At 64.6% G+C, this 19,851-nt stretch carries 18 protein-coding genes and 1 pseudogene; 15 read left to right on the top strand and 4 right to left on the bottom strand.

The annotated features are described in order from the left end of the window. The first annotated feature begins 42 nt into the window (after window positions 1–42). The 3 genes and pseudogenes from AC51GR_RS20620 (at window position 43) to AC51GR_RS20610 (ending at window position 2,591) form a co-directional block, all read left to right on the top strand. Window positions 43–480: a hypothetical protein gene (locus AC51GR_RS20620; RefSeq protein ID WP_496326507.1), complete on the top strand. Its 438-nt coding sequence runs from the start codon at window positions 43–45 to the stop codon at window positions 478–480. A gap of 211 nt (window positions 481–691) precedes the next feature. Then, window positions 692–1,107 (top strand): annotated as a pseudogene (locus AC51GR_RS20615) (NAD-dependent dehydratase); the annotation flags it as partial. A gap of 323 nt (window positions 1,108–1,430) precedes the next feature. Further along, complete coding sequence (locus tag AC51GR_RS20610) at window positions 1,431–2,591, top strand: HNH endonuclease signature motif containing protein (protein ID WP_496326506.1); 1,161 nt, start codon at window positions 1,431–1,433, stop codon at window positions 2,589–2,591. A 91-nt stretch (window positions 2,592–2,682) separates the two neighbouring features. On the opposite strand, the gene AC51GR_RS20605 is transcribed toward AC51GR_RS20610, so the two are convergent. From AC51GR_RS20605 to AC51GR_RS20590, 4 genes are read right to left on the bottom strand one after another with little or no spacing between them, the layout of a single operon-like run. Further along, on the bottom strand, window positions 2,683–3,849 hold the full coding sequence (locus AC51GR_RS20605) for a thiolase C-terminal domain-containing protein (RefSeq protein ID WP_496326505.1): 1,167 nt from the start codon (window positions 3,847–3,849) through the stop codon (window positions 2,683–2,685). Next, window positions 3,846–5,033, bottom strand: coding sequence for a Zn-ribbon domain-containing OB-fold protein (locus AC51GR_RS20600; protein ID WP_496326504.1), 1,188 nt, complete (start codon window positions 5,031–5,033; stop codon window positions 3,846–3,848). Before AC51GR_RS20600 ends, AC51GR_RS20605 begins: the two co-directional genes overlap by 4 nt. A gap of 18 nt (window positions 5,034–5,051) precedes the next feature. Then, on the bottom strand, window positions 5,052–6,257 hold the full coding sequence (locus AC51GR_RS20595; protein WP_496326503.1) for a CaiB/BaiF CoA transferase family protein: 1,206 nt from the start codon (window positions 6,255–6,257) through the stop codon (window positions 5,052–5,054). Then, complete coding sequence (locus AC51GR_RS20590; protein WP_496326502.1) at window positions 6,254–7,756, bottom strand: aldehyde dehydrogenase family protein; 1,503 nt, start codon at window positions 7,754–7,756, stop codon at window positions 6,254–6,256. The genes AC51GR_RS20595 and AC51GR_RS20590 overlap by 4 nt, the downstream gene beginning before the upstream one ends. 219 nt (window positions 7,757–7,975) lie before the next feature. On the opposite strand from AC51GR_RS20590, the gene AC51GR_RS20585 reads away from it, so the two are divergent. From AC51GR_RS20585 to AC51GR_RS20530, 12 genes are all read left to right on the top strand, one after another. After that, a complete protein-coding gene (locus AC51GR_RS20585; protein WP_496326501.1) occupies window positions 7,976–8,782 on the top strand; it encodes a TauD/TfdA dioxygenase family protein in 807 nt (268 codons plus the stop codon). Further along, window positions 8,773–9,483 carry an SDR family NAD(P)-dependent oxidoreductase gene (locus AC51GR_RS20580; RefSeq protein ID WP_496326500.1) on the top strand — a complete coding sequence of 237 codons (711 nt, stop codon included), beginning with the start codon at window positions 8,773–8,775 and terminating at the stop codon, window positions 9,481–9,483. The genes AC51GR_RS20585 and AC51GR_RS20580 overlap by 10 nt, the downstream gene beginning before the upstream one ends. Before the next feature lie 74 nt (window positions 9,484–9,557). Beyond that, window positions 9,558–10,418: a mycofactocin-coupled SDR family oxidoreductase gene (locus AC51GR_RS20575; protein ID WP_496326499.1), complete on the top strand. Its 861-nt coding sequence runs from the start codon at window positions 9,558–9,560 to the stop codon at window positions 10,416–10,418. Between the two features lie 52 nt (window positions 10,419–10,470). Beyond that, the gene (locus tag AC51GR_RS20570; protein WP_496326498.1) at window positions 10,471–10,665 is read left to right on the top strand and encodes a ferredoxin; all 195 of its coding nucleotides are present in this window, start codon (window positions 10,471–10,473) and stop codon (window positions 10,663–10,665) included. 50 nt (window positions 10,666–10,715) lie between these two features. Then, complete coding sequence (locus tag AC51GR_RS20565) at window positions 10,716–12,080, top strand: cytochrome P450 (RefSeq protein WP_496326497.1); 1,365 nt, start codon at window positions 10,716–10,718, stop codon at window positions 12,078–12,080. A 110-nt stretch (window positions 12,081–12,190) separates the two neighbouring features. Further along, on the top strand, window positions 12,191–13,858 hold the full coding sequence (locus tag AC51GR_RS20560; protein ID WP_496326496.1) for a thiolase C-terminal domain-containing protein: 1,668 nt from the start codon (window positions 12,191–12,193) through the stop codon (window positions 13,856–13,858). Next, window positions 13,855–14,766 (top strand): alpha/beta hydrolase, encoded by a 912-nt coding sequence (locus AC51GR_RS20555; protein WP_496326495.1) that lies wholly within the window; start codon window positions 13,855–13,857, stop codon window positions 14,764–14,766. The genes AC51GR_RS20560 and AC51GR_RS20555 overlap by 4 nt, the downstream gene beginning before the upstream one ends. A gap of 25 nt (window positions 14,767–14,791) precedes the next feature. Continuing rightward, complete coding sequence (locus tag AC51GR_RS20550; protein ID WP_496326494.1) at window positions 14,792–15,619, top strand: NAD(P)-dependent oxidoreductase; 828 nt, start codon at window positions 14,792–14,794, stop codon at window positions 15,617–15,619. Continuing rightward, window positions 15,619–16,425 (top strand): NAD(P)-dependent oxidoreductase, encoded by an 807-nt coding sequence (locus AC51GR_RS20545; protein WP_496326539.1) that lies wholly within the window; start codon window positions 15,619–15,621, stop codon window positions 16,423–16,425. Before AC51GR_RS20550 ends, AC51GR_RS20545 begins: the two co-directional genes overlap by 1 nt. Window positions 16,426–16,456: 31 nt before the next feature. Further along, the gene (locus AC51GR_RS20540) at window positions 16,457–17,998 is read left to right on the top strand and encodes an acyl-CoA synthetase (protein ID WP_496326538.1); all 1,542 of its coding nucleotides are present in this window, start codon (window positions 16,457–16,459) and stop codon (window positions 17,996–17,998) included. A 44-nt stretch (window positions 17,999–18,042) separates the two neighbouring features. Then, window positions 18,043–18,948 carry an LLM class F420-dependent oxidoreductase gene (locus AC51GR_RS20535; RefSeq protein ID WP_496326493.1) on the top strand — a complete coding sequence of 302 codons (906 nt, stop codon included), beginning with the start codon at window positions 18,043–18,045 and terminating at the stop codon, window positions 18,946–18,948. Next, window positions 18,945–19,808 carry an SDR family NAD(P)-dependent oxidoreductase gene (locus AC51GR_RS20530; RefSeq protein ID WP_496326492.1) on the top strand — a complete coding sequence of 288 codons (864 nt, stop codon included), beginning with the start codon at window positions 18,945–18,947 and terminating at the stop codon, window positions 19,806–19,808. Before AC51GR_RS20535 ends, AC51GR_RS20530 begins: the two co-directional genes overlap by 4 nt. Window positions 19,809–19,851: the final 43 nt, after the last annotated feature.

The raw sequence follows: 19,851 nt of genomic DNA, 5'->3' as shown, positions 1-19,851 counted from the left end.
GCTACTGTGGCCTGAACAAACCCCCGTCACGAGGACCACCCGATGGACACGGACCTGCCCTTGATCGACGAACACCGGTTGCACGTCGGCGCGCCCGTCCAGACCACCTGGGAAGCCCTGACCACCTGGATCGCCCGCACCCAACTCGGTACCAACACCCGATTCGCACATCTGGTGGGCACCGATCCGCGCCGCGTTTCGGGCACGATCCCCGACGTGGGCGCCACGATCCCCGGATTCGCGGTCACCGAATCCGTACCCACCGAACACATCACTCTGGCCGGACGCCACCGTTTCTCCCGCTACCTGTTGGTCTTCACGGTGAGCGACGACACCGGGGGCTCGGTGGTCAGCGCCCGATCTCATGCAACGTTTCCAGGAGCGCTCGGCTGGGGTTATCGACGCTTCGTCATCAGCTCCGGAGCACATGGACTCATCGTCAAACGCATGCTCGCCCAGATCCGCAGCGCCGCCGAATGACTCCCCACCCCTCCGCCGAGCGTGCCGATCGGACCGTTCACCGTGCCGAAGTTGCTCACAGACCCCGCTCGATGAACGCGGCAAGCCTCGCGATCTGTTGCTCGTTTCGCTTGTAGTGCGGGGTCGGAGCCCGAGGTGTGATCGGCGGAAACCTGATCGACCACCTCGCAGCACCGGCACATGGGACATCATCGGACTTCTCGGCGAGGCGGCACTCTACGCGACCATCTCGAAGAAGTTGGGTGTCCCGCTGAGCTTCCCCGGGAAAACCCCGACAGCTCCAACGAAGCATTCAACATCAACAACGGCGATCTCTCTCGCCGGCAAGAGATGTGGCCACAAATTGCTACGTTCTTCGACGTGGACGTCGCGCCCCCACTCCCGATGTCGACGGCTGTTGCAATGGCGGACAAGGAGCCGCCACGGGACGAGATCGTCCGCGAATACGACCTTGCCCCAACCCCGTACTCCGAGGTCTCATCGTGGGATTTCCGCGACTTCGTATTCGGTTGGGACTACGCCTATTTCGCCGATGGCTCAAAAGCACGACGGTTCGAATTCCAGCGCTACGCCGACACCGAAGCAATGTTCCTCGAGATATTCATCCGAACCCGCCAGATAATCCCGCGACCGCCTCGGTACACCTTCGGGGTCCACGGCGACACCGAGAACGCCACCAGAGCGCCGTCGACCAGGGAAACCACCCTTGTCAGACCCCTCCGATAGGCTGGTCGACCAACTCAATTAGCCTGACGAAATAGACTGCCGCACACTCGAATTGATTTATTCGAAAGCTTGTGCGAATAGAGTTTGGGGCGTATTGTTGAGCCATGGACTTCGGGGGAATGTTCGCCAGATTGTCAGATCTGGCAGGGGATGCAGCTCTGGTCGCCGGGGATGATGCGCAGGTTTCATCACACACGGTGGCGGCTATACGACTCAATCACGTTGTGGAACAGGTACTTTTCCGGCTGGTCGGCGAAGTCGACAGGCGTGGGTTGGCACAGAAGAAAGGTGTGGGGTCCACAGTCAAGCTGTTACGGGACGCCGGTATGGCGCCGGCAGCCGCGCACCGGTATGTGCGAGTGGGTAAGGCACTCGGCGACATTCCGTCGGTGTCAGCCTACGGAGTGGACGGGAGCCTGTCGGGTGAGCATGTGGACTCGATTATCAAGGGCCTCAACCACATTGACCGGCGGAATCCAGAGTTACCCGTCTCTGATCGAGACGATTGTGTCCGAGGCCTGCTCACCGAAGCGTTGATGGGCACGCCGGCTGCGGTGTCGGTGCGGGCGCGGCATATGGCGTTGGTGTTGTCGCCACCCGACAAAAAAATCCCCGACGCGGAAAACCATGACCTGAACGAGTTGTCATTCGGGACCGGTGATGACGGCCGCACCCGCGGCACCCTGGATCTGGATAGTCTGCTCGGCGAGAAGCTGGCGGTGGCACTCGATCCGCTGTGCACACCAGTACCTGAACCCGACGGCTCGCCGGATCCGCGGAGCACAGGCCAGATCCGCGCCGATGCGCTGGAACGGTTGCTGGATTCGTATTTCGGTCAGGAAGACCGACCCACCCGAGGCGGTGCGAAACCACATGTGACGGTGACAATCTCACCCGAACATCTACAACACTTGCAGCTGCGCGGCATCCCGGGTGCCAGCGCGCTGGCCATGGCACCGAAGTTCGAATGGACCGGACCAGCATCAGCACCGACCGCCCAGATGGTGGCGTGTGATTCGGTGATCACCAGAATCCTGCTCGACAACAACTCGGTGCCACTCGATGTCGGCCGTGACCAACGCACCGTCACCCCCGCGATCCGCAAAGCGTTGATCGCCCGCGACCAGGGCTGCGCCTTCCCCGGCTGCGGTTGCGCCGCGGTCTACACCGACGCCCATCACATCGACTTCTGGCGCAACGGCGGCGGCACCAGCCTGACCAACATGGTGCTGCTCTGCCGGCGACACCACCGCTACATCCACCATCAGGGCTGGACGGTGTTCATCGGCCACGACGGGCATCCCTGGTTCCTCGCACCGGGCAGCACCACCGAACTGCGGTCTCATGCCCGCCGCACCCTGACCTCTGAGCTCACCGTCGCATAGACAACCAAGCCCTTACACCGAGAACCGAAGCAGTGCAGATAGCTCTGCCCTGCAAGCTCTTTGACAACTTCACAGCGTGGTCGCTCGAAACCTAGCGGGACGAGTCCGGTCCCTCGAGGATCGTCACGGCGGCAACGGCGGTGGGTCCACCGAGGTTGTGTGCCAGACCGATCTTGGCACCATCCACCTGATTGATGGCGTTGCCGCGCAGCTGGTCGAACAACTCGACACACTGCGCGACACCGGTGGCGCCCGGCGGATGTCCCTTCGATTTCAGGCCTCCACTGGGATTCACCGGCATCGAACCGCCGACGGAGGTGTCGCCGGCCTCGAGCAGTTTGTAGCCCTCGAACCGGTCGGCGAACCCCAGATCCTCGTAGCTCATGATCTCGACGCCGGTGAAGAAGTCGTGCAGCTCGGCGACATCGATGTCGGCCGGGGTCATCCCGGCCATCGAGAAGGCCTGCTTGGCGGCACGGACCGTGGCCGGGAAGGTGGTCATGTCCGTCTTGTGCTGGTGCATGACCGAATCCAGGCCGAGACCGACACCCCGCACCCACACGGGCCGGTCGGTGTAGCGGTCGACAACGTCTTCGGAGACCAGGATCAGGGCGGCCGCACCGTCACTCTGGGGTGCACAGTCATAGAGCCCGAACGGTGTCACCACCGTGGGTGCCTCGAGCGCCTGTTCCATGGTGATCTCGAACCGCAAGCGCGCCTTGGGATTGTTGACACCCTGGCGGTGGTTCTTCACCGCGACCATCGCCATGTGTTCCCGGGTCGCCGGCGACTCGTAGAGGTAGCGGCTCACGTGCAGCGCGAATCCAGCCGGGGCGACCAGGCCCAACGGGTAGTCCCACGCCATATCCCGCGACGTCGCCTCCCACTCCCAGAGCATGTCCTTGGAGGCCGTCTCCCGGAGCTTGTCGGCGCCCATGACGAGGGCGACATCGAACGCACCGGAGGCGATGCCGTACAACGCGTTCCGAACCGCGTCATTGCCGGTGGCGCAGGAGTTCTCGATGCGCGTGACCGGGATGTCGGGCAGGCCGAGGGAATCGGCGAGGATGCCGGACGGGAAGCCGTCCGTGGTCCCCATCGCGCCGAACCACGCGGCTTGCAGGTCATTCTTGTTGATGCCCTTGTCGACACTGGCCGCCGCCTCGGCGTAGGCCATCGGCAGCAGGTCTTTGATTCCGTGAGCGAAGTGTTCGGCGAACGGGGTCATACCCGCGCCGACAACTGCAACCTTCCTCATACCGCTGCTCCTTCCGCAACAGGTTCTGGCTCGAACGCGTAGCCGTAGTCGGGAACTCCCGACCGCATGGCCACCCGGCGCAGCGCCAACCGCCCTCGGTCACCGATATCCACCGAACCGGGGTCGGCTCCGGTCACCTTCACCAGCACCCGCACATTCACATCTTCGAGTTCCACGATCACCAGCGAATACGGGGTCTTCAGACCCGGGACCGGTACATGGACCGTCACACCGGTGTAGACGGTCCCGGTCCGCGGCAGCGGTACGTGTTCGTATTCGGTCTGCAGGGCGGAGTCGTCGGACACCTGGTAGCGCGGCGGGAAGTCGAGGTGGTCGGAACCGGTGTGTCTTCCTGCCTCCCAACGCACTTTCGCCTCGAACGCCCGCTCGTACGCCGCCAACGAGATGGGGATCTCGTTGCCGGGAATATAGGTTGTCTCGATCTTGGGCCGGGCAGTGGGTTCACGGCGGTGCAGTGCCACCGAGCCGGCGGCAACCGTGATCCCGGACAGGCTCGCCTGTTCCACAGCGGCGAGCGGGCCGGTCGTCTCCGACTCGGCCATGGCCGCCAGTGCGAACAGACCTGAACTGGCACCCACCGTCGGCAAATGTGCAGCGAACCCGGGACTCAGTTCGGCTGCGTGCTTGTGGTCGACGCCCGCAACCGCTGTCGGATGATCCAGCCATGCCGCGGCCAGCGAAGCCACCAGACCGCGGTCGTGCAGCAGCCGTGGGTCGCCGTAGTCGTGCACCACACCGGTGGCATTGCGCGTGCGGACCGGGAGGCTGCGCGCCACCCGGGCCGACGTGCGGACGTGCAGACCGCAATCCGACGTCAGAGCGGCAGCCGCTCCGGCCGGATCGAGGTCCACCCCGATGACCAGCGTCCGCTGGCGCGCCGAACTCAACGCATCAAGCGTTGCCGGCGCGCCACCGAGACGCTCGGTCACCTCTAGCTCGGGGTCGAGATCAAGCCCGGCGAGAAGCACTGCAGCATTACTACTTTCGAGCAAAGGGAGGTCGCGGGTGACAAGAACAACCGAGTCGACCGCACCCCCTTTGGACAGCGCTGCCCGACCCGCCTCCACCGCCATCGTGATGGCATCCTCATCGTCACCGGCGATGCGATGTTCCGAGGTACCCCACGGCGGCAGGTACGTTCCGATAGAGGCGATGTAAGGCATGTTGATCTCCCGATTTACCTAGGTGACCGCGCCGGCGGTCTTCAGTTCGATGATGCGATCCCAGTCGAGCCCGATTTCCTGGAGGATCTCATCGGTATGGGCGGCGAACTCCGGAGCCGCAGCGGTTTCCGTTGCGGCGACATCGAATTGGACCGGTGTCGAGACCAACTCGATCTCACCCGCCTGGACGAAGTAGTCGTTGGCCCGCGCCTGCGCGTCCGAGGTCACCTGGTACGAATCCTGCACGGGCGCCCACGGACCGGCGAGCGTCCCGAAGCGCTCGGTCCACTCTTCGAGCGTGCGGCCCTTGATCGCCTCACGCAGGATCGCCACCGCGGCCTCGGTGTTGTCCGAGATGTCCTTGCCCGTGGCGAATCGCGGATCGTCGATGAGGTCGGTGCGGTCGATGTGCCGGCAGACATCCGCCCAGAACTTCGACGGTTGCATCATGATGAACGAGATGTACCGGCCATCGGCCGTCTCGTACACACCGGTCAGCGGATTCACCGGGGATCCGTGAACGCCGGGTACCGGCGCCACCATCGGCTCTTTCAGATGAGCCGACAATGCAACTCCGTGTCCCATCGCCCACAGGCCACTGCCCAAGAGCGACACATCCACCACCGACGGCTCACCGGTCCGCTCGCGTTTGAGCAACGCCGCAGTGACGCCGCCCGCGAGGTTGGTCCCGGAGATGGTGTCCCCGTATGCCGGTCCCGGAGGCGCGATCATGCCCTGGGTTCCGGGCGGGGTGATGGTTGCGGCCGTGCCTGCACGGCACCAGAACGCGGTCATGTCGTAACCGCCGCGGTCCGATTCCTGCCCGCGCGGCCCCAACGCACTGCCACGGGCGTAGATGATCTTCGGGTTGATCGCCCGGATGTCGTCGACGTCGATCCCGAACTTGGCGCGGTGATCGGGCAGGAAACTGGTCAGGAAGACATCCGCCTTCTTGACCAATTCGGTCAGGACTTCCTTGCCCTCGGGCTTGGACATGTCCAGGCCCAGGCTCCGCTTGCCCCGGTTGGCGTGTTCGACGTTCGGGTTGGGGTCGCCAACCACGATCATCGTGCCGGTCTGTCGCAGACCGCGCTGCGGATCTCCGGTCACCGCGTGTTCGATCTTGATGACCTCGGCGCCCCAGTCCGAGAGAACCGCACCAGCGGACGGCACGAACCCGTACATCGCGACCTCGAGGACGCGGATGCCCTCTAGTGGCTTCATGCAGTCACCACCGGAGCCGCAAACGCCTTGGTCTCGAGGAACTCTTCGAGTCCGGCTGTACCCATCTCACGGCCGAGGCCCGACTGCTTGTACCCGCCGAAGGGCACGTCGGCGCTGAAGTAGTTGCCGCCGTTGACGCTGAACGTACCGGTGCGGATCCGGCGACCGATCGCGATGGCCCGATCCTCATCGGCGCTCAGGACGCCGCCCGAGAGACCGAACTGCGAATCGTTGGCGATCCTCACGGCGTGGTCGTCATCATCGAACGGGATGACGGCGAGCACGGGGCCGAAGACCTCATCCTGCGCGATCTCGCTGGACGGGTCGACGTTTGCCAGCAAGGTGGGCTTGTAGAAGTAGCCCGGGCTCACGGACTCGCCACCGAAGGCCAGTGTCGCGCCCGCTTCGACGGCCCGCTTCACCATGCCGTCGACTTTGTCTCGCTGACGTTCGCTGATCAGCGGACCCATGTAGATCTTCGGGTTGGTCGGGTCACCGTAGGAGATGTGCCCCATCATCGCCGCAACCGCCGCGACGATCTCGTCCTGCTTGTGACGCGGCACCAACAGGCGGGTGGTCAGCGCACAGCCCTGACCGGCATGCGAACAGATGCTGAATGCCGCGAACTGGGCAGCGGTCTGCAGGTCGGCATCCTCGAGGACGATCAGGGCCGACTTGCCGCCGAGTTCCAGGAAAACCTTCTTGAGGGTGTCGCCGGCCGCGGACATGATCTGGCGGCCGACCGGGGTGGAGCCGGTGAACGAGACGACGTCGACGTCGGGGTGCGTGGTCATCGTCTGACCGACAGCGATCTCGGTGGACGAGAGCACGTTGACGACACCGGCCGGGATGTCGGTGTGGTTGGCGATCACTTCGCCGAGCGCCAAGGTGAGCAGTGGGGTGTCGGGTGCGCCCTTGAGGATCACGGTGCAGCCGGCGGCCAGCGACGGAGCGAGCTTCGCCAGCGCGAGCTGCGTCGGGTAGTTGTAGGCGGCAATGGCCGAGACCACACCGGCCGCTTCCTTTTCGACCCAACGGCGATGACGTTTGCCGTTGATCTCGGTCTCACCGAGGTCTTCGGTCAGCGGGTAGTTGCGGAGCAGGTCGGCGTAGTACTTGACGATGCCGATCGGCACGTCGAGCTGGTTGCCATGGGTGAGGATCCGGGTGGCGCCGACCTCCGCCATCGTGATCTCGCGAAGATCTTCGGCGTTGTCGAGCAGCGCCTGGTGCAGCTGATCGAGGCACTTGATGCGCAGCGCGGTGTTGGTCGACCAATCCGTGTGGTCGAATGCCTGGCGTGCGGCGGCGATGGCCGCATTCGCCTCGTCGACACCGGCATCCGGGGCGTAGCCGTACACCTCTTCGGTGGCCGGGTTCAGCGAGGGGAACTCCTTGTCCATCGCCACCAACTCCCCACCGATGAGTAGACGTTTGCGGACTCCTCCGGCTTTCACGCCGACTCCTCCATCGGTCGCGACTGCTTCCTGGGCTGGCATTGCGCCTCCTCAAAATCTGTGAAAACTTCATTCTCAAATATGACCAACGCCACATTCGTCTTAAACGGACTGTAGCAACATTTCCTGCGCACGCCTACCCCGAGGTGAGCCCGTCCGGGGGCGGGCAAACGGACAATAGCCGCAGCCCAAACGCACCAAACTCTTGCCGACTGCTACATTTTGAGAGTATCGTTCTCACAAATAGAAAGGGAGATTCTTGTGATTGAGACAACAGCCCTCGGCCCCGCCCTCGGCGTTCAGGTCCACGGCGTAGAAGACCTGAATGACCCCGTGGTGACCGCCCAGTGCCTCGAAGCACTCAAGTGGCGAGGTGTCCTCCTCATCCGCGGATTGGACCTGAGCGACGAGGACCAGGTCACGTTCAGCCGCAAGCTCGGACCGGTGCAGGCTCCGGCAGGCCAAGAGGTCTTTGTCGTCTCCCTCAATCCCGAGAAGTCCCGCTCGGCCGAGTACCTCAAGGGCACTCTCTTCTGGCACATCGACGACACCTGCAACGACGTCCCGTCCAAGGCCACGATGCTCACCTGCAAGCATGTCGCTATGGTCGGCGGCGGCACCGCCTTCTCCAATACATATGCCGCATACGAGGCCCTGCCCGAGGCAGAGAAGAAGCGTCTCGAAGGTCTGCGCGTGCACCACAGCTTCGAAGCCGCCCAGCGACTGGTCGACCCCGACCCGACCCCCGATGTGCTCGCCCTCTGGCGCACTCAGAAGACACACGACACGTCACTGGTCTGGGATCGCAAGGACGGCCGCAAGTCGCTGGTCATCGGTGCCACCGCCGAGTACATCGTCGGAATGGATCCTGTCGAAAGCCGCGAACTGCTCGACGAGCTGTTGACCTGGACCACCCAGGACCGCTTCAGCTACAGCCACGAGTGGCAGGTCGGTGACGTCGTCATCTGGGACAACACCGGAATGCTGCACCGTGCACTGCCTTACGACCCCAGCTCCGAACGCGAGATGCACCGGACCACGATGGGCGGAAACGAGCCATGGGCGTGAAAACAGCAGTGGTCACCGGCGGTAGCTCCGGGATCGGCCACGCCGTGGTCGAACGCCTGGTCGCCGACGGCTACAACGTCGCCTCCTTCGATCGGACACCGAGCGAGGAAAAGAACACGTACACCGTCGACATCACCAGCCGTGAGCAGATCGACGCCGCGCTCGCGGAGGTGCGCGACACCTTCGGCCCGGTCACCGTCCTGGTCAACGCGGCCGGCATCGACAGCTTCGGCCGCTTCGTCGATCTCGACTTCGACGAGTGGAAGCGCATCCTCGACGTCAACCTCAACGGCACCTACCACTGCATCCAGGCCGCACTGCCGGACATGCTGAAGGCCAAGTGGGGCCGGATCGTCAACATCTCGTCCTCCAGCGCACATTCGGGCCAGCCGTACATGGCCGCCTACGTCTCGGCCAAGTCCGCGGTCAACGGGCTCACCAAGTCCCTGGCGCTCGAGCTCGGTCAGGTCGGCATCACCGTGAACGCGGTACCACCGGGCTTCGTCGACACCCCGCTGCTGCGCAGCGCCGAGGGTCAGAAGCGTCTCGGCGGCACCGTCGACGAGCACATCCTGCGGACTCCGGTACGCCGGGTCGGGCGGCCCGAAGACATCGCCGCCGCCTGCGCCTTCCTGATCTCCGAGGACGCGAGCTACATCACCGGTCAGATCTTGGGCGTGAACGGCGGCCGCAACACATAGGTAGTGAGCACCGGCGCCACCCGCCGTTGTCGATGGATCCCCCAGCAGCAGAAGAAAATCGAAAGGCAGTCACCATGGGTCGTGTAGAGGGCAAAGTCGCGTTCATCACCGGAGCAGCACGAGGACAGGGCCGCAGCCACGCGGTCCGCCTCGCCGAAGAAGGCGCCGACATCATCGCCGTCGACATCTGCACCGACTTCGAGACCATCGGGTACCCGATGGCAACGCCCGAAGATCTCGCAGAAACAGCCAGACTGGTCGAGAAGCACGACCGTCGTATCGTCACCGTGCAGGCCGATGTGCGCGACGCGGCCCAGATGAAGGCAGCTGTCGACCAGGGTGTCGCCGAACTCGGCCGCCTCGACATCGTTGTCGCACAGGCCGGTATCGCCGGGATGAAGGGCGAGCCCCGGTGGCAGTCGTTCACCGACGTCATCAACACCAACCTCGTCGGCACCATCAATGCGGTGACCGCTGCCCTGCCCCACCTCAAAGAGGGCGCCTCGATCATCGCCACCGGATCCACCGCGGCGCTGATGGACACCAGCAAGGTCGATCAGCCCGGCAAGGATCCCGGTGGCGTCGCCTACGTCTACTCCAAGCGCGCGCTGACCGAGTTCATCCACAACCTCGCGCTGCACATCGCCCCGGAAGGCATCCGCGCCAACGTGGTTCATCCGACGAACTGCAATACGGACATGCTCCAGAGCGAACCGATGTACCGTTCATTCCGTCCGGACCTCGAGAACCCCAAGCGCGAGGACGCAGAGCCGGCGTTCGGCGTGCAGCAGGCCATGAAGATCCCGTTCGTCGAACCACTCGACATCAGCAACATGGTCCTGTTCCTCGCTTCAGATGAATCTCGCTATGTCACCGGCACCCAGCAGCGCGTCGATGGCGGCGGTTACCTGAAGTGGTACGGCGTTCACTTCTGATCCGAAAACCCCAACCCCAGCCCGCAATACAACAACTCTCGAGGAGACACACGTGAAGGTGCAGGTCGATTCAGACAAGTGCCAGGGACACACGCTTTGCGCGATGATCGCTCCCGAGTCGTTCGAATTGGACGACATCGACGGACACGCGTCGGCGATCACCGAGGATGTACCGGCGGAGCACGAAAAGAGTGTCCGCGAGGCATTCGCATCGTGCCCGGAACGAGCAATCACCATCACCGAGTAGTACCCCCTTCCCTGGTATTCGACTGCCCCGCACCTGAAAGGACGACGCCCATGACCGTTGAGGACGTCACCCAAGACGCTCGAAAGACACCCCGTTTCCAGTTCGAGAGACACGCGCCCCACTACCGGGACGAGTTCGAAACCGTGACCCAGAAAATGCAGTCGGAGTGTCCGATCGCATGGAGTGACACCTACGGCGGCCACTGGGTTGCCGCGGGCAACAAAGAGGTCTTCGAACTCGCTCGCTGCCCGGTGGTGTCCACCGACCACGATGTCAGCGGCACCGGCTCCGGTTACAAGGGCATCTCGATTCCGACCGCGGAACGTGCCAGCGGTATTCGCGGCGGCATCCTGGAGATGGACGACCCCGATCACAAGAACTACCGCGCCATCCTGAACCCGTACCTGTCGCCGGCTGCGGTGAAGGCCTGGGTTCCGTTCATCGACGACGTCGTCCAGGCGTGCCTCGACGAGAAGATCGAGTCGGGACGGATCGACTTCGTCGACGAGCTCGCGAACATCGTTCCGGCCGTCCTGACGTTGGGCATGATGGGCATCCCGCTGGAGAAGTGGACGCTCTACAACGAGCCGGTGCACGCCGCGGTCTACACCCCGCCGGACTCCCCGGACATCGCGCGGGTCAACGAGATGCACCGGACCATGGGCATCGATCTGTTCACCAATCTCGCCGAGATCAAGGCGAATCCACGTCCCGGACTGATCAACGCCCTGGTCGAGGCACGCATCGACGGCGAACCGCTGCCGGACATGGAGATCTTCGGCAACCTCGGCCTGCTCATCGGTGGTGGCTTCGACACCACCACGGCGCTGACCGCCCATGCACTCGAATGGCTCTCGGAGAATCCCGAAGCACGTAAGACGCTGAGCGACAACCGGGATGAGCTGCTCGACTCCGCCACCGAGGAGTTCCTGCGCTACTACACCCCGGCCCCCGGTGACGGACGTACCGTCGCCGCGGACATCGAGATCGAGGGCAAGGAGTTCAAGGAGGGCGACCGGTTGTGGCTCTCCTGGGCGATGGCCAACCGCGATCCCGAGGTGTTCGACGACCCCAACGAGGTCATCCTCGACCGTGGTGCCAACCGGCACTACAGCTTCGGACTCGGTCTGCATCGCTGCGCCGGTTCCAATGTCGCCCGGACCGTCTTCAAGCGGATGCTCCTCGCCGTTCTCGACCGGATGCCGGACTACAAGTGCGATCCGGAGGCGACCGTGCACTACGACACCATCGGTGTCATCCAGGGCATGCGTCATCTGCCCGCGGACTTCACCCCGGGTGAGCGGGTCGGCGACGGTTTCGACGCCACCCTCGTCAGGTTGCAGAAGCTGATCGACGACACCCGTCTGGCAGAGCCTGCGGTCATCGCGAAAGCGCGCGCCCAATCAGCCGGATAGTCGGCTCAGCACCAACGATCTGACAGCGCAGAACACGAAGAACGCGGACCGCGGCCGCCACGCTGATGCAGGCGTGGCGGCCACTGTCGTAGTTCCAACAAGGAGGCACAGTGGCCGAAACGACAGGACGTCCCCTGCCGTCACTCACCAGCGAGAACGAGTTCTTCTGGACGTCGGGTTCCGACGGCACATTACGTATCCAGGAATGCCAGAGCTGCTCGTCGCTGATCCATCCGCCGCAGCCGGTCTGCCGGTATTGCCGCGGCCGTGAGCTCGCGCCCCGGGCCGTGTCGGGTCACGCCACCCTCATCGGGTTCACCATCAACGAGCGGTTCCCGCTCCCCGGTATGCCGACCCCGTTTGTGATCGCCCAGGTGGCGCTCGAAGAGGATTCCCGTATCCGGCTGACCACCAACACCGTTGAGTGTGACCCTGCCGACCTCGTACTCGGTATGCGGATGGAGGTCGTCTTCGAGAACCGCGAAGACGTCTGGTACCCGTTGTTCCGGCCCGCCGCCGAACAGGCCTCGCAGCCGGCCGCGGCGCCCCACGACGAGATCGAACCGCAAGACTTCCACAAGCATGTCCGGCCGATGGCCACCACCGAGAAGTTCGAGGACAAGGTCGCCTTCACCGGTGTCGGGATGTCCGAGATCGGCCGGCGCCTGATGGTGTCACCGCTGGACCTGACCATCACCGCCTGCGAACGTGCCGTCGCCGACGCCGGTCTGACGATGGCCGACATCGACGGCATCGCCAGCTATCCGGGCTCCGGTGACGTCGGTGGATTCGGCGAAGGCGGCGGCGTGCTGTCGGTCGAGGCCGCCCTCGGTATCCACCCGACCTGGTACAACGGCGGCATCGAAACCTTCGGTCCCGGCGGGTCGGTCATCGCCGCGATGATGGCCGTTGCCAGCGGACTCGCCACCCACGTGCTGTGCTACCGAACCCTGTGGGAATCCACCTACGGCGAATTGATGAAGCAGGGCAAGCTGTCTCGCTCCGGCGGCGGACGCGCCAAGGGTTACATCATGCCGTTCGGCGCCATGTCGGCCTCGCACACGCTCGCGATGAACGCCCAGCGCCACATGCACCGGTACGGCACCACCCGCGAGACACTCGGGTGGATCGCGTTGAACCAGCGAAAGAACGCCGCGCTCAACCCCACCGCCATCTACCGCGATCCGATGACCATGGACGACTATCTGTCGGCCCGCACCATCACCACACCGTTCGGTCTCTACGACTGCGACGTGCCCTGCGACGCGTCGATCGCCGTCATCGTCTCGGCCAAAGACGCTGCGGCCGACCTGGCCAAACCGCCGGTGTACGTCGAGGCGGTGGGCACCCAGATCCTCGAACGGATCGAATGGGACCAGAGCACGTTGACCCATGAACCCCAGGTCCTGGGGCCGTCGGCGCACATGTGGTCGCGAACCTCGCTGCGGCCCAGCGACATCGACACCGCTCAGTTGTACGACGGTTTCAGCTTCAACTGCCTGTCCTGGCTGGAGGCGCTGGGCTTCTGCGGGATCGGCGAGGCCAAAGACTTCCTCGACGGCGGCAAGAACATCGCCATCGGCGGCGAAGTCGCCGTCAACACCCACGGCGGTCAGCTCTCACACGGACGGACGCACGGCATGGGCCTGATCGCCGAGGCGATCACTCAGCTCCGCGGCGAAGGTGGGGCCCGCCAGGTGCCCGGAGCCAAAACCGCGATCGCCAGTAGTGGTGGCCTGACACCCGGTGGCGTGATGCTCTTGAGGTCGGCCCAGTGACCGCGGCGGAGACGACAACCACCGCGGCCGGCGACGTGCCGGTCGCGCAGGTTGTCGATGTCGACGGGATCCCATCATCGGGTCTGCTTCTCGCCGTCCCCGAACCACGGGGCGTCATCGTCGCGCTGCACGGTGGCGCATCCAAGGCGGCCTACTACGACTGCCCCGGTTTTCCGCGACATTCCCTCCTTCGGACCGGAGCCGCGAACGGCTATACCGTTCTGGCACTGGATCGTCCGGGATATGAGGCCTCCTACGAACTCGGCGGCCGGTTCACAACCGCGGAGCAGCGTGTCGACTGGGCCTACGCGGCAGTGGAGGCGCACCTCGGTGACCGCGCACGCGGAGCCGGCACCTTCATCCTGGCCCATTCGGTGGGGTCCGAACTCGGTGTCCGCATGGCTGCCGCCAACCCGCGAGGAGACCTCCTGGGTCTGGAGATCTCCGGGACCGGCCTGGAGCACCAGGCACAGGCCGCCAGGGTTCTGGTGCCCCGGCACAACGGTGGCAAGAAGCCCGACGGCGCCGGTGTGCGCGAACTGCTCTGGAACCCCGCGCGCCTCTACCCGGCCGAATTATCCGGCGGTGGGGCGATTTCCGCGCCCGGACCCAAATACGAGTATGAAGTGGTCCGGGATTGGCCGACGATCACGTTCCCCGACAAGGCAGCACAGGTCCGGGTCCCGGTGCACTTCACCTCCGGCGAGTTCGAGAACGTGTGGCGTCAGGACCCCGATGCGTTGCACGACATCGGCGCGTTGTTCAGCAACTCACCCCGGGTCGTGGTGGAACAGCAGTTCGACGGCGGTCACAACCTGAGTCTGGGATACACCGCCAGGGCCTATCACCTGAACAGCTTGTCGTTTGTCGAAGAGTGCATCAACGACGCGAAACGTCCCGGGCACTAGTGCCTTTCGACCAGAAGGAGTATTGATGCGAGTCGGATTCATCGGTCTCGGCAGCCAAGGCGGCCCGATGGCCCGCCGGATCGTGGAAGCCGGTTACGAGACGACACTGTGGGCGCGGCGACCGGAGTCGCTCGAGCCGTACGGTGACACCGCGGCGAAGACCGCGGGTACCCCCGCCGAATTGGGCGCCGCCAGCGATCTGGCCTGCGTTTGCGTTGTCGCCGACGCCGACGTCCGTGAGGTCGTCGACGGGCCGCAGGGCATCCTGCGTGGGATGAGCGCAGGCGGCGTCATCGCAGTGCACTCGACGGTGCACCCGGACACCTGCCGCGAACTGGCGGACAAGGCTGCACAGCAAGGTATCTCGTTCGTCGACGCACCGGTCAGCGGTGGTGGCATGGGCGCCGCCGCCGGCACGCTCCTGGTGATGGTGGGCGGTGACGACGAGGTCGTCGCCCGCGTCCGGCCGGTCTTCGAGACCTATGCCGATCCGGTGGTCCACCTCGGCGGCATCGGCGCCGGCGAGGTCACGAAGCTTCTCAACAATCTGCTGTTCAGCGCCAACCTCTCCACCGCGTCGAGCACCCTGGCCCTCGGGGAAGCACTCGGCGTCGACCCCACCCGGCTCGCCGAGGTCCTCGCGCGTGGGTCGTCGAACAGCTTCGCGTTGGCCCGGATCACCGACACCGCGGGTTCACTGGACCGGATCGCCATGCATGCCGGAGAACTGCTCCGCAAGGACGTCACGCTCGTCGCCGACATCGCCGATGCCGCAGGCGCCACGGTGGGTTCCGTCCTGACCGCGGCCGACGCCACGCTGGCCCAGATGAACCACCCACGACAGGAGTCATGATGCGTATCGGATTTGTCGGCACCGGCCGGATGGGTCTGCCCATGGTCCGCCGCCTCGTCGGCGGCGGCCACCAGGTGCGCGCGCTGGTCCGCAATGATCAGGCACGTGATGACGTCACCGAAGCGGGTGCCGAGGCAGTCTCCGACATCAGCGAAGTCGGATTCGACGCCGAGATCGTCATCGTCTGCGTCTTCACCGACGACCAGGTGCGTGAGATCTGCCTCCAGGGTCCGCTGATCGCCGCGATGCCACCAGGCTCGGTGCTGGTTCTGCACACCACTGGCAGCCCGGTCACTGCAGAGCTGATCACGGAGCGCGCCAAACCCTTTGGCGTGCATGTCGTCGACGCCCCGGTCAGCGGCGGTCCACACAACATCGCGGCCGGTGGCCTCACGGTCTACCTCGGTGGCGACTCCGAGGCCATCGACCGCATCCGTCCGGCCTTGCAGACCTATGCCGAACCGGCATTGCATGTCGGGGTCATCGGCAACGGCCAACGGGTCAAGCTGGTCAACAACGCATTGTTCGCGGCGCAGATCGGATTGCTTCGTGAAGGAGTTCGCCTCGCAGCCGAACTCGGCATCGACGAATCCACCCTGCTCAGTTCGCTCCCCCACGGCAGCTCCAGCAGCCGTGCGCTGGACGGGGTGTCGTCCCGCGGATCGGTTTCCGCGTTCAGTGAAGCGGTGGGTGCCTTCGTCAGCAAAGACGTCAGCGTTGTCCGCGCCGTCGCCCTCGAACTCGGTGGACAACTCGGACTGATCGACGAAGTGATCGGCGACCAATTCGGAGCCGTCAAACCCTGATCCGACCGAGTTAGGACTGTTTCGTATGCAGATGACGCCAAGCCATCACGCCGAACTGACACCGGATGCGCCGGCCATCGTGATGGGCCGAAGCGGCGAGGTTGTCACGTACGCCCAGCTCGAAGACCGGTCGATCCGATTCGCCCGGGCCCTGCGCGAACGGGGCCTACAGCCGGGTGATCACATCGCGATCCTGATGGAGAACACTCGCTCGTTCCTCGAGATCGCTTGGGCGGCACAGCGTTCTGGCCTCTACTACACCGCCGTCAATCGACATCTGCGTACCGACGAGGTGCAGTACGTCCTCGACGACAGCGGCGCGCAGGCACTGATCGCCAGTGAGTCCGTCGCCGATGTCGTCGTCGATCTCGACCTGTCCCGGCTACGCGCGAAGATCAGCGGCGCCGGGCGGATCGACGGCTTCGAGTCATACGAGGACGTCCTGGCCGCCACCTCCGGGGCACCCCTCGACGACGAGCTCGAGGGCCGGGAGATGCTGTACTCCTCGGGCACCACCGGTCGTCCCAAAGGGGTTCGGAAACCAGTGGACGGCAAAGCATTCGGTGACCCGTCGTCGGCCCCGGTGCTCATCGCCAAGGGTGTGGTCGATCGCAGTTCCGGCGACAACGTCGTGTACCTGTCCCCTGCGCCGCTCTATCATGCCTCGCCCCTGGTCTTTTCGATGTCATGGCATCGTGGAGGAGCAACCGTGGTGGTGATGGAGAGCTTCGATCCACGACGATGCCTGGAACTGATCGAGCGCTACCGCGTCACCGACGCGCAATTCGTACCCACCATGTTCGTCCGGATGCTCCGGCTCCCCGATGCAGAACGGGAGCGGTATGACGTGTCGAGCCTGCGCGGCGTGATGCATTCGGCCGCACCATGTCCGGTCGCGGTGAAACGACAGATGCTCGACTGGTGGGGGCCGATCATCAATGAGTACTACTCGGGTACCGAAGATATCGGGGCCACCGCCATCACGGCCGCCGAGTGGCTTGCGCATCCGGGTTCGGTGGGTCGGCCGATGCAGCCCTGCCACATCCTCGACGCGCACGGCAACGAACTGCCTGCCGGTGAGGCCGGCGATGTGTACTTCGAAGGCGGGCGCCCGTTCGAGTACCACAACGACCCGGAGAAGACCGCGTCCGCGGTGGACGCCCACGGCTGGCGAACCATCGGCGACATGGGATATCTCGACGAGGACGGATACCTGTACCTCACCGACCGCAAGGCCCACATGATCATTTCCGGTGGAGTGAACATCTATCCGCAGGAAACCGAAAACATCCTGGCATCGCATCCGGCGATCGCCGATGTCGCCGTCATCGGGGTCCCCGACGACGAGATGGGCGAATCCGTCAAGGCTGTCGTGCAACTGGTCGACCCCGAGACCGGCGATGATGAGCTCGGGAGCGAGCTGATCGCGTATTGCGCACGAGAGCTCGCCACTTACAAGTGCCCTCGCAGTGTCGACTTCGTCGACGAACTGCCCCGAGATCCGAACGGAAAGTTGTACAAACGCCGGCTCCGCGAACGCTACTGGGACGGGCACGACAGCCTGATCCTCTGACCATGACGAAGTCAGTCCACAAACACGAGTTCATGAGGTGACCGATGCGCTACATCTTCCACTATCCAGAACCCAGCGGCCCCGATGCCGATCTCTTTGCGGCCGGACCGATGACCGATGTCGCGGTCGCGGTGGAAAAGGCCGGGTTCGATGGATTCTCGGTGAGCGAACATCCGATCCCCGGAGCGAAGTGGCTGGCCACCGGTGGACACCAGACGGTCGACCCCTTTGTGGCGTTGAGTTTTGTCGCCGCTGCGACCAGCCGGATCAAGGTCCTGACCTACCTGGCGGTCGCGCCCTACCGGAATCCACTGTTGCTGGCCAAGTCTGCGTCGACACTGGACACGCTGTCCGGTGGACGACTGATCCTGGGCCTGGGCACCGGGTACCAGAAGAGCGAGTTCTTCGCACTCGGCGTCGACATCGACGAACGCAACGAGTTGTTCGACGAGGCCCTGGACGTGCTCCCCCTGCACTGGAGCGGCGAGGCATTCAGCTATCAGGGCAAACACTTCAACGCGCGGGATGTGCGGTCGCTGCCGCGACCGGTCTCCGACCCGATCCCGATCTGGGTCGGCGGCAACTCCAAGCTCAGCCGCCGCCGGGTCGCCGAACGGGCACAGGGCTGGATGCCGATGTCCGGTGGAGCACAGCTCAGTGCCACCGCCCGCACTCCGGCACTGGGATCGAGTTTGGAACTGGGCGACAAGATCTCGGAGATGCGAGACGCCGCAGCGGCCGCCGGGCGCACCGAGCCGATCGACGTCCTCTACTCCTACCAGGCCGATGGACTGACCACACCCGCCGCGGACGCCGACCGTCACCGCGAGAATTTTGCCGAACTCGAGAAGGCCGGTGTCACCTGGATCGTGGTCTCGCATCCCCCGGCCCGTTCCTTCGGCGAGACCACCGAGTTCCTCGACGCATTCGGATCGACCCACCTGTCATGACCTGGTTCGAAGAACGTGCCCGACTCGACGGCACTGTGGCCGTGATCACCGGCGGCGCAGGAGGTCTCGGCGAGAGCATCGCGGCCGACCTCGTCGCCAACGGTGTACGCATCGCCGTGATCGACATCGATCCGACGGCCGTCGAGGCCATGCGCGAGAACCTCGCCGACGGTGGCTTCGAGGCAATCGTGCATCACGGCGATGCTCGCGATCCGGAGACGCTGGCGGCTTTGTTCACAGCTGTGGATGAACGCTGGGGACAACTGGACACGCTCGTGAACATCGTCGGCGGGACCTTCCGAACGCCCTTCACCGAAAGCAAACCGAAGGGCTGGGACGCGCTCTTGCGCACCAACCTTCATCATGTGTTCCACGCCTGCTCGTTGGCGATCCCACGGATGCAGGCCGGTGGTCGCGGCGGCAGCATCATCAACATCAGCACCATCGAGGCGCATCGCGCGGCACCGGGATTCGCGGTGTACTCGGCGGCGAAGGCCGCGGTGGAGCAGTTCGCCCGCACACTGTCGGTGGAGGTTGCCCCGGATCGGATCCGGGTCAACAACATCGCCCCCGACTTTGTGCCGACACCCAGCCTGGACAAACTCGGCGGTGGCGGGGCTCCTGCCATGGCCACCCCGGTCGGCGCCCGGATCGCCATCCCGATGGGCCGGGTCGGCCACGTCACGGATGTCTCGAACTGCGTGGTCTTCCTCGCCTCCGGACTGTCGGAGTACATCACCGGGACAACGCTGCACCCCGATGGCGGCACGCTCGCGTCGTCGGGATGGTTCAACTGGCCCGACCACGGCTGGGCCAATTATGCACCGGCTTCGGTCATGGACCGGCCGGACTCGGACTGATCGAACTCAGACTGAGCGAACTCGGACCGATCACCGTGTGATC

This window comes from Williamsia sp. z71 (assembly GCF_059553375.1).
Note: the sequence above shows the minus strand (reverse complement) of the source record. Positions and strands in the feature narration are given on the sequence as shown.